Annotated in this window: 4 protein-coding genes and 1 pseudogene; 4 read left to right on the top strand and 1 reads right to left on the bottom strand. The window is 39.9% G+C overall.

The window, feature by feature from the left end; genetic code table 11:
* Positions 1-165 precede the first annotated feature (165 nt).
* Both DCC82_RS16150 and DCC82_RS16145 read left to right on the top strand, forming a co-directional pair.
* The gene (locus tag DCC82_RS16150; protein ID WP_158268597.1) at positions 166-789 is read left to right on the top strand and encodes a restriction endonuclease subunit S; all 624 of its coding nucleotides are present in this window, start codon (positions 166-168) and stop codon (positions 787-789) included.
* A gap of 48 nt (positions 790-837) precedes the next feature.
* Positions 838-4,179, top strand: coding sequence for a DEAD/DEAH box helicase family protein (locus DCC82_RS16145; RefSeq protein WP_097355069.1), 3,342 nt, complete (start codon positions 838-840; stop codon positions 4,177-4,179).
* Between the two features lie 550 nt (positions 4,180-4,729).
* On the opposite strand, the pseudogene DCC82_RS16140 reads toward DCC82_RS16145, so the two are convergent.
* Positions 4,730-5,620: pseudogene (locus DCC82_RS16140) on the bottom strand (transposase).
* Positions 5,621-5,758: 138 nt separating this feature from the next.
* On the opposite strand from DCC82_RS16140, the gene DCC82_RS16135 reads away from it, so the two are divergent.
* Positions 5,759-6,025 carry a hypothetical protein gene (locus tag DCC82_RS16135; protein WP_133066528.1) on the top strand — a complete coding sequence of 89 codons (267 nt, stop codon included), beginning with the start codon at positions 5,759-5,761 and terminating at the stop codon, positions 6,023-6,025.
* 77 nt (positions 6,026-6,102) lie between these two features.
* A partial coding sequence (locus DCC82_RS16130; RefSeq protein ID WP_146177916.1) for a transposase family protein occupies positions 6,103-6,638 on the top strand: 536 nt, incomplete at its 3' end.

Raw genomic sequence — 6,638 nt, 5'->3', positions numbered from 1 at the left:
TTTACCAACTGTGGATAATTTGAAAATCCCTATTTTGACGAAAAACTTTGAAATATACTCTTCATAGCTGTGCTAATCTCCAGAATACTAGACAAAGCCCAAGAACTCATCGACAAACGAAAAGCCCAAATTGAAGCGTTAGACCAGTTAACGCAAAGTGTGTTTTTGGAGATTTTATTTAGAAATCCCGAAAAGAATACTCGAACTAAATTTGCAGAGATTATAAAAGAAACAAAAAACGGAATTTCTAGAAGAGGCAATGAAGAAATTGGGAATATCGTATTAAGATTGCGTGATATTAAAGAAAACCTTATAGACTATACAGACATAAATAGAATCAAATTAAATGAAACAGAAAAAGAGAATTTTCGCGTAAATCTAAATGATTTGTTGTTAATAAGAGTAAATGGTAATCCAGATTATGTAGGTAGGAGCGCTGTTTTTACTGGATATAGCGAAGAAGTATTCTTTAATGACCATATAATTAGGATTAAAACGATTGAGTCTGTAGAAAATATTTTTTTGGCATACTATCTAAATTCTTATATAGGTAAAAAGGAATTAAGAAAAAATTTAAAAACTTCAGCGGGACAATATACTATTAGCCGTGAGGGGTTGAATAAAGTCAATATTATACTTCCACCTTTAGAAGATCAAAAATATTTTGTTCATTGGTTTAAAGTGATTCAAGAGAAAAAACAATTATTGCAACAAAGTTTAGTTGAACTCAACAATACCTTCAATTCCCTCGTGCAACGCGCATTTAAGGGAGAGTTGTTCAACGATTAATAAATGTGAAGGAAATTCATGTTGGTTTGGTCGAGGGAGGGGGATTTGTTGTTATCCAACTTTCGTTTTTTAATAGGAAAACCTCATTATGAGAGCTTTACAAATGCGTGTTTAGAGGCGGAGAAAAGTTTAGTTGTGAGTCCGGCGACGTGCGCGATTTTGACGCGCCGTGCGCTGGAGCTTGCGGTGAAGTGGGTGTACAGCTTTGACAGCGCTTTGAAAGTTCCGTATCAAGATAATCTTTCCAGTTTGATTCATGACAACGTCTTTTTGTCCATTATTGATGAAGACTTGTTGCCGTTGTTGCGTTACATTGTCAAACTGGGAAATGTCGCGGTTCATACGAACTCGATGATTACGAGGGAAGAAGCGATTCTTTCCCTGCATAATCTTCATCAGTTTGTGTCTTGGATTGATTATTGTTATTCAGATGAATATACGGCTACGGACTTTGACGAATCATTGCTGCCAATTGGCGAGGAAAAGCGCGAGCGTCCGGAAGAATTAAAAGATTTATACGAACGGTTAAGCTCCAAAGACAAGCGTCTTGAGGAAATGATGAAAGAAAACGAACAGCTTCGCGCCCTTCTCACCGCCAAACGGGAAGCGAATACAAAAGAGTACCACTTCCAAGTGGATGAACTAAGCGAATGGGAAACAAGAAAGAAATATATTGATTTAGATTTGAAGCTGGCGGGTTGGGAATTTAAAAAGGACGTTATTGTTGAATACCCTGTCGTTGGCATGCCGAATCAAGAAGGAGTCGGCTATGTCGATTACGTTCTTTTTGGCGACAACGGAAAGCCGCTGGCGGTCATCGAAGCGAAACGGACAACCGCTGACCCGAACAAAGGAAAGCAACAGGCGAAATTGTACGCCGACTGCATTGAAAAAATGCATGGCCAACGTCCAATCATTTTTTACACAAACGGTTTTGAAACGTATATTTGGGACGACCTTAACTATCCGGCGCGGAAGGTTTCCGGCTTTTACAATAAGGAAGAATTAAGCTTGCTTATTGATCGTCGGACGATGAAGAAGCCGCTAAAAAATGTGCAAATCAATGACAACATAACGAATCGCTATTACCAAAAAGAAGCGGTTTTAGCCGTATGCGACGCGCTCGAGAACAAACGGCGCAAAGCATTGCTTGTCATGGCGACGGGGAGCGGCAAAACCCGGACGGCGATTTCGATTGTCGATGTTCTTACCCGTCATAATTGGGTAAAAAATATTTTGTTTTTAGCAGACCGCAAAACGCTGGTAACGCAAGCCAAAAACAGCTTTAGCCATTTGCTGCCGAACTTGACACTTTGCAATTTGCTCGATAACAAAGACAATCCAGAGGAAAGCCGCATGGTGTTTTCGACGTATCCGACAATGATGAACGCCATTGACGAAGCGAAGCGAAAAGACGGCAAACGTCTCTTTACCGTCGGGCATTTTGATTTAATTATCGTCGATGAATCCCATCGCAGTATTTATAAGAAATATCGGGCTATTTTTGACTATTTTGATGCGATATTGCTTGGGCTTACCGCCACACCAAAAGACGAAATTGACCGCAATACGTACGAAGTGTTTGATTTAGAAAACGGTGTGCCGACCTATGCCTATGAGTTAGATCAAGCGGTTCAAGATGGCTATTTAGTCGATTATCGTACCATTGAAACAAAGCTTAAATTTCTTGAAGAGGGCATTCATTACGATGAGTTATCGGATGAAGAAAAAGAACGATATGAAGAAACATTTGATGAGGAAGTAGGCGAGGATATTGACAGTGCCGCGTTAAATGAATGGTTGTTTAATGACGATACGATTGATACGGTACTGAGAGATTTAATGGAAAAAGGAATTCGCGTCGAAGGCGGGGACAAACTCGGCAAAACGATTATTTTTGCGAAAAACCATCGCCATGCGGAACGGATTGTGGAGCGCTTTGATCAATTGTTCCCTGAATACAAGGGCGGCTTTGCACGGGTCATTGATTACAGCGTGAACTACTACCAAACATTAATCGATGATTTTTCCGACCGCAACAAATTGCCGCAAATTGCGGTATCGGTCGATATGCTCGATACTGGAGTGGATATTCCGGAAGTCGTCAACCTTGTGTTCTTCAAGAAAGTACGCTCCAAATCAAAGTTTTGGCAAATGATTGGGCGCGGAACCCGCTTATGCAAAGACTTGTTCGGAGTCGGGCAAGATAAAACGCATTTCCTTATTTTTGACTATTGCGGCAACTTTGAGTTTTTCCGCGAAAATCCAAAAGGAATCGAAGGAAAAGCGGTGGAAAGTTTGACCGAGCGTCTATTTAACGCCAAAGTCGAAATCATTAAAGAACTGCAGCATTTACAGTACCAAGAAGAAGAGTATATTGCCTATCGCAATGAATTGATTGACGAGGTGCTGGCGGAAATCAATAAGTTGAACGAAGAAAACTTCCGTGTACGCCAACATATTCAATACGTACACAAGTTTAAAAATCGGGCGAAATGGGACTCCTTAACAGCGATGGATGTCAATGAAATCAAAGAACATATTTCGCCGCTGATTGTTCCGTTGAATGATGATGAATTGGCGAAACGTTTTGATTTGCTCATGTACACGATCGAATTGGCGAAGCTGCAAACGAAAAATGCCACAAAGCCGATTCGGAGTGTGATTCGCACCGCAGAGGCGTTGTCGAAACTTGGTTCGATTCCTCAAGTGATGGAACAAAAATACATTATTGAAAAAGTACAGACGGAAGAATTTTGGAGCGAAGCCGATATTTTCGAATTGGAAGCCGTTCGCGAAGCGTTGCGTGACTTAGTCAAATTCCTTGAAAAAGAAACGCAAAAAATTTACTATACGAACTTTCAAGACCAAGTGTTGGAAGTGAAAGAAAACGGACCGATATTTACTGTCAATGATCTGAAAAATTATCGGAAAAAGGTTGAACATTATCTGCACGAACACCGCGACCAGATGGCCATTTACAAGTTGCGAAATAATAAAAAGCTAACCGTCCAAGACGTAAAAACGTTGGAGCATATTCTTTGGAATGAGCTTGGCACACAGGAAGATTATAAAAGAGAATTCGGAGACACACCGATTACAAAACTCGTCCGCCAAATTGTCGGCCTTGACCCGCAGGCCGCCAACGAGGCGTTTTCCGAATTTTTATCAAGCGAACGGTTGAACATCCAACAAAGCCGTTTTGTCAAATTGATCGTCGATTACTTTGTGAAAAACGGGGTCATGGACAAGCGGGTGCTGCAGGAAGAACCGTTCAAAACCGTCGGCAGCATTGTTGAACTCTTTAAAGACAACATGGATGACGCGCGGAGGATCATTAGCATTATCGATGAGATTAACAGAAATTCAGAGGATATTGTGGGGGCATAACTATATATAATAAAATCTTTCTACTTTAATTATAAAAGAAAAGGCATCTTAGAGGGTTCATATATTGCCCCTAAGATGCCTGTTTAATCAACTGTGTAATTAATGAAATGGAAAGATGTTTAATAATTTAATTCATTAATGTAAAGAAAGATAGAGAGACAAAATAAAAGGATTTTGAAGAATTAGGGATGAAGATGGTGTCAAAAACAGTTTCTCAATTAACTTCTTCCTATCACCAAGATTGCGTAAGAGTAACTTTTATTTTGCACTAAACAGCCCGAATGGCCGCGATTTGGCCCTTATAGCCCGTCGAGGGAAAGGAATATGTCCCATTAAATCACCAGACTTTTAGATATTAGCAAAATGAATCTGGTGTAAGAATATGAACTTCGAACAGCTAAAGAATTTTTTGATAAAATATTATTATTTGAATACAAGAAAAACGATATATATTATGAGTAGTTCTATAAGGTGGGAGGGATAAGATGAAAACAAAACAAATTAAAAAAGGAAATAATATTCTTTTCTGTAATATGATGGTGTTGCAAAACTAGAGTAAAAACTCGAAGTTATGCATAAGGATGCAACATAACACATGCAGTACATATCGATGAAATCCATACTATCTTGGCTGTTCCAACCCGTCACTCTTTAACTCATTAAATACTCGTTCAATCTCACGACGAAGTCCAAACAGCCATTGGCCAAATCTCGTTTTCAAAAAGACAGGAAGAACCCGGCCATAGGCATCTTTTCGTTCCTTGCTATTGCGGCGGTTGATAGGGGAAATGAATAGGATTCCTGACTGCTCTGCTGTTTGACGAACCTTTTCACTGTCATACGCGGCATCGCCCAATACCAATTCGATATCCCACTGCTTTAAAGAAACAAGCAATTCTGGTGCTACTGCCGCATCATTTCGATTCGCTGTGGTCAACACATGAGATAAAATGATTCCCTCGGCGGTGGTGCAGAGATGGAGTTTATATCCTTTAAACCAGTGATATCGGGTGGACACTCCCCACTTCGCCTGTGAATCGTAAAGACTGCTTCGAAGGGCCGTGCTGTCGATCAGCACGATTTGCGGATAACGTACTTCTAGATCTTTGAGCAGCTGTGCATGAAAAACAGGAAATCCTTGTTCCCGGAACCACTTCGCCGCACGGGAAAACGTAGAAAGGTGAGGGACTTCACCAAGCCCACAAGCCCGTTGAAAACAGCGAAAACGCTGCAGGATGCGCACTAATTTTCGCAAGGAATCAATGGAAAAATAGGTTTTCAAAAAGAAACATTTCAACAACGATTTTTTCGACACCGGCGGTCTTCCTGTCACATACGGTGTTTCCGGCAATGATAGCGAGTCGATATACCGAAATAATGCTTCTAAAATTGGGGCAATTTCATAAGTCCATGCATGTTCGCTGTTCCAATTGGAAATCATAATAGTGTCCACCCCTTGGAGAGTTGTTTTTTGATCACTATATATGATTTCCAAGGTGGTGGATTTTTTATGTGCATTTATGCATTCGTTATGCGTTTTGCAACACGTTCGATAAAAGAAAAAAATTAAAGGAGGAGTATGATGTTTGAAAATAAATTAGCCGATGAAAATGCGGTAAAGCAATATGATGAAGTTTTAAAAAGTATTGATTCTTTGACAGAAGATGAGGCTAAAACTGTATTAAAACAGATTTATATGAGATTAGATATTGTTAAGAACGGAAACAAAGAATATAAAAGCGAACAATGTGTAAAAGATTTAATATCCCAATTTAAAGATTTTGTTAGAATTGAAAAAATAAAAAAAGAAAATAATAAAGGTTCATCACCAAATTTTGTGATTTAGTGACAAAAAAGAGAAAGCACTAACGAGATCCTGGCAATAATGTTAGCGACGAAACAAACATTAAGGAGGTCTCGTAAGTGCTTTCTATATCACTAGGATTGCCAGAATTTAAAGTGATTAAACAAGAACTTCTTTCCTATGGTTATGCGATTCATGTAGAGAAAACAGAGACACAGGAACGTTGCCCTCATTGTGGGTTTGCCACTTCCTCTGTCCACGACAGACGGACAAGAAAAGTACGGGATTTGGCGATTTTCCATCAGCCGGTGTACTTGTTCGTCAAGGTAAAGCGCTATCGGTGCTGGAATTGTTCCCAAGTGTTTTCCGCCTCTTTGGAATCGATTCAACCAAATCAACACTACACCAATCGATTTTGTGAGTACTTGTATGAACTTTGTGAAGGCTCCACCATTCAAGAGGTTAGCCGAAAGCACCGCATCCCATATACGACATTGGAACGCATCTATTACTCCATCGCATCGAAAAAAGCAAAAGAGCGCCAAACAGCAAAGGGGGCATCTTTTCAGGAAGGGATGGTGCTTAGTGTAAATTATCACTTTATTTCGGAACAAAAGAGCCATTTTTTTGCACATTCCTTCAGAAAACCCTCTCC

This window comes from Geobacillus sp. LYN3 (genome assembly GCF_003064505.1).
Lineage (GTDB): Bacteria > Bacillota > Bacilli > Bacillales > Anoxybacillaceae > Parageobacillus_B > Parageobacillus_B toebii.
This window is presented reverse-complemented; position numbering and strand designations above follow the sequence as displayed.

Coding starts and splice junctions, on each gene's coding strand:
- DCC82_RS16135 (WP_133066528.1), top strand. CDS start 5,759: ATGATGTTTGAAAATAAATTAGCCGATGAAAATGCGGTAAAGCAATAT.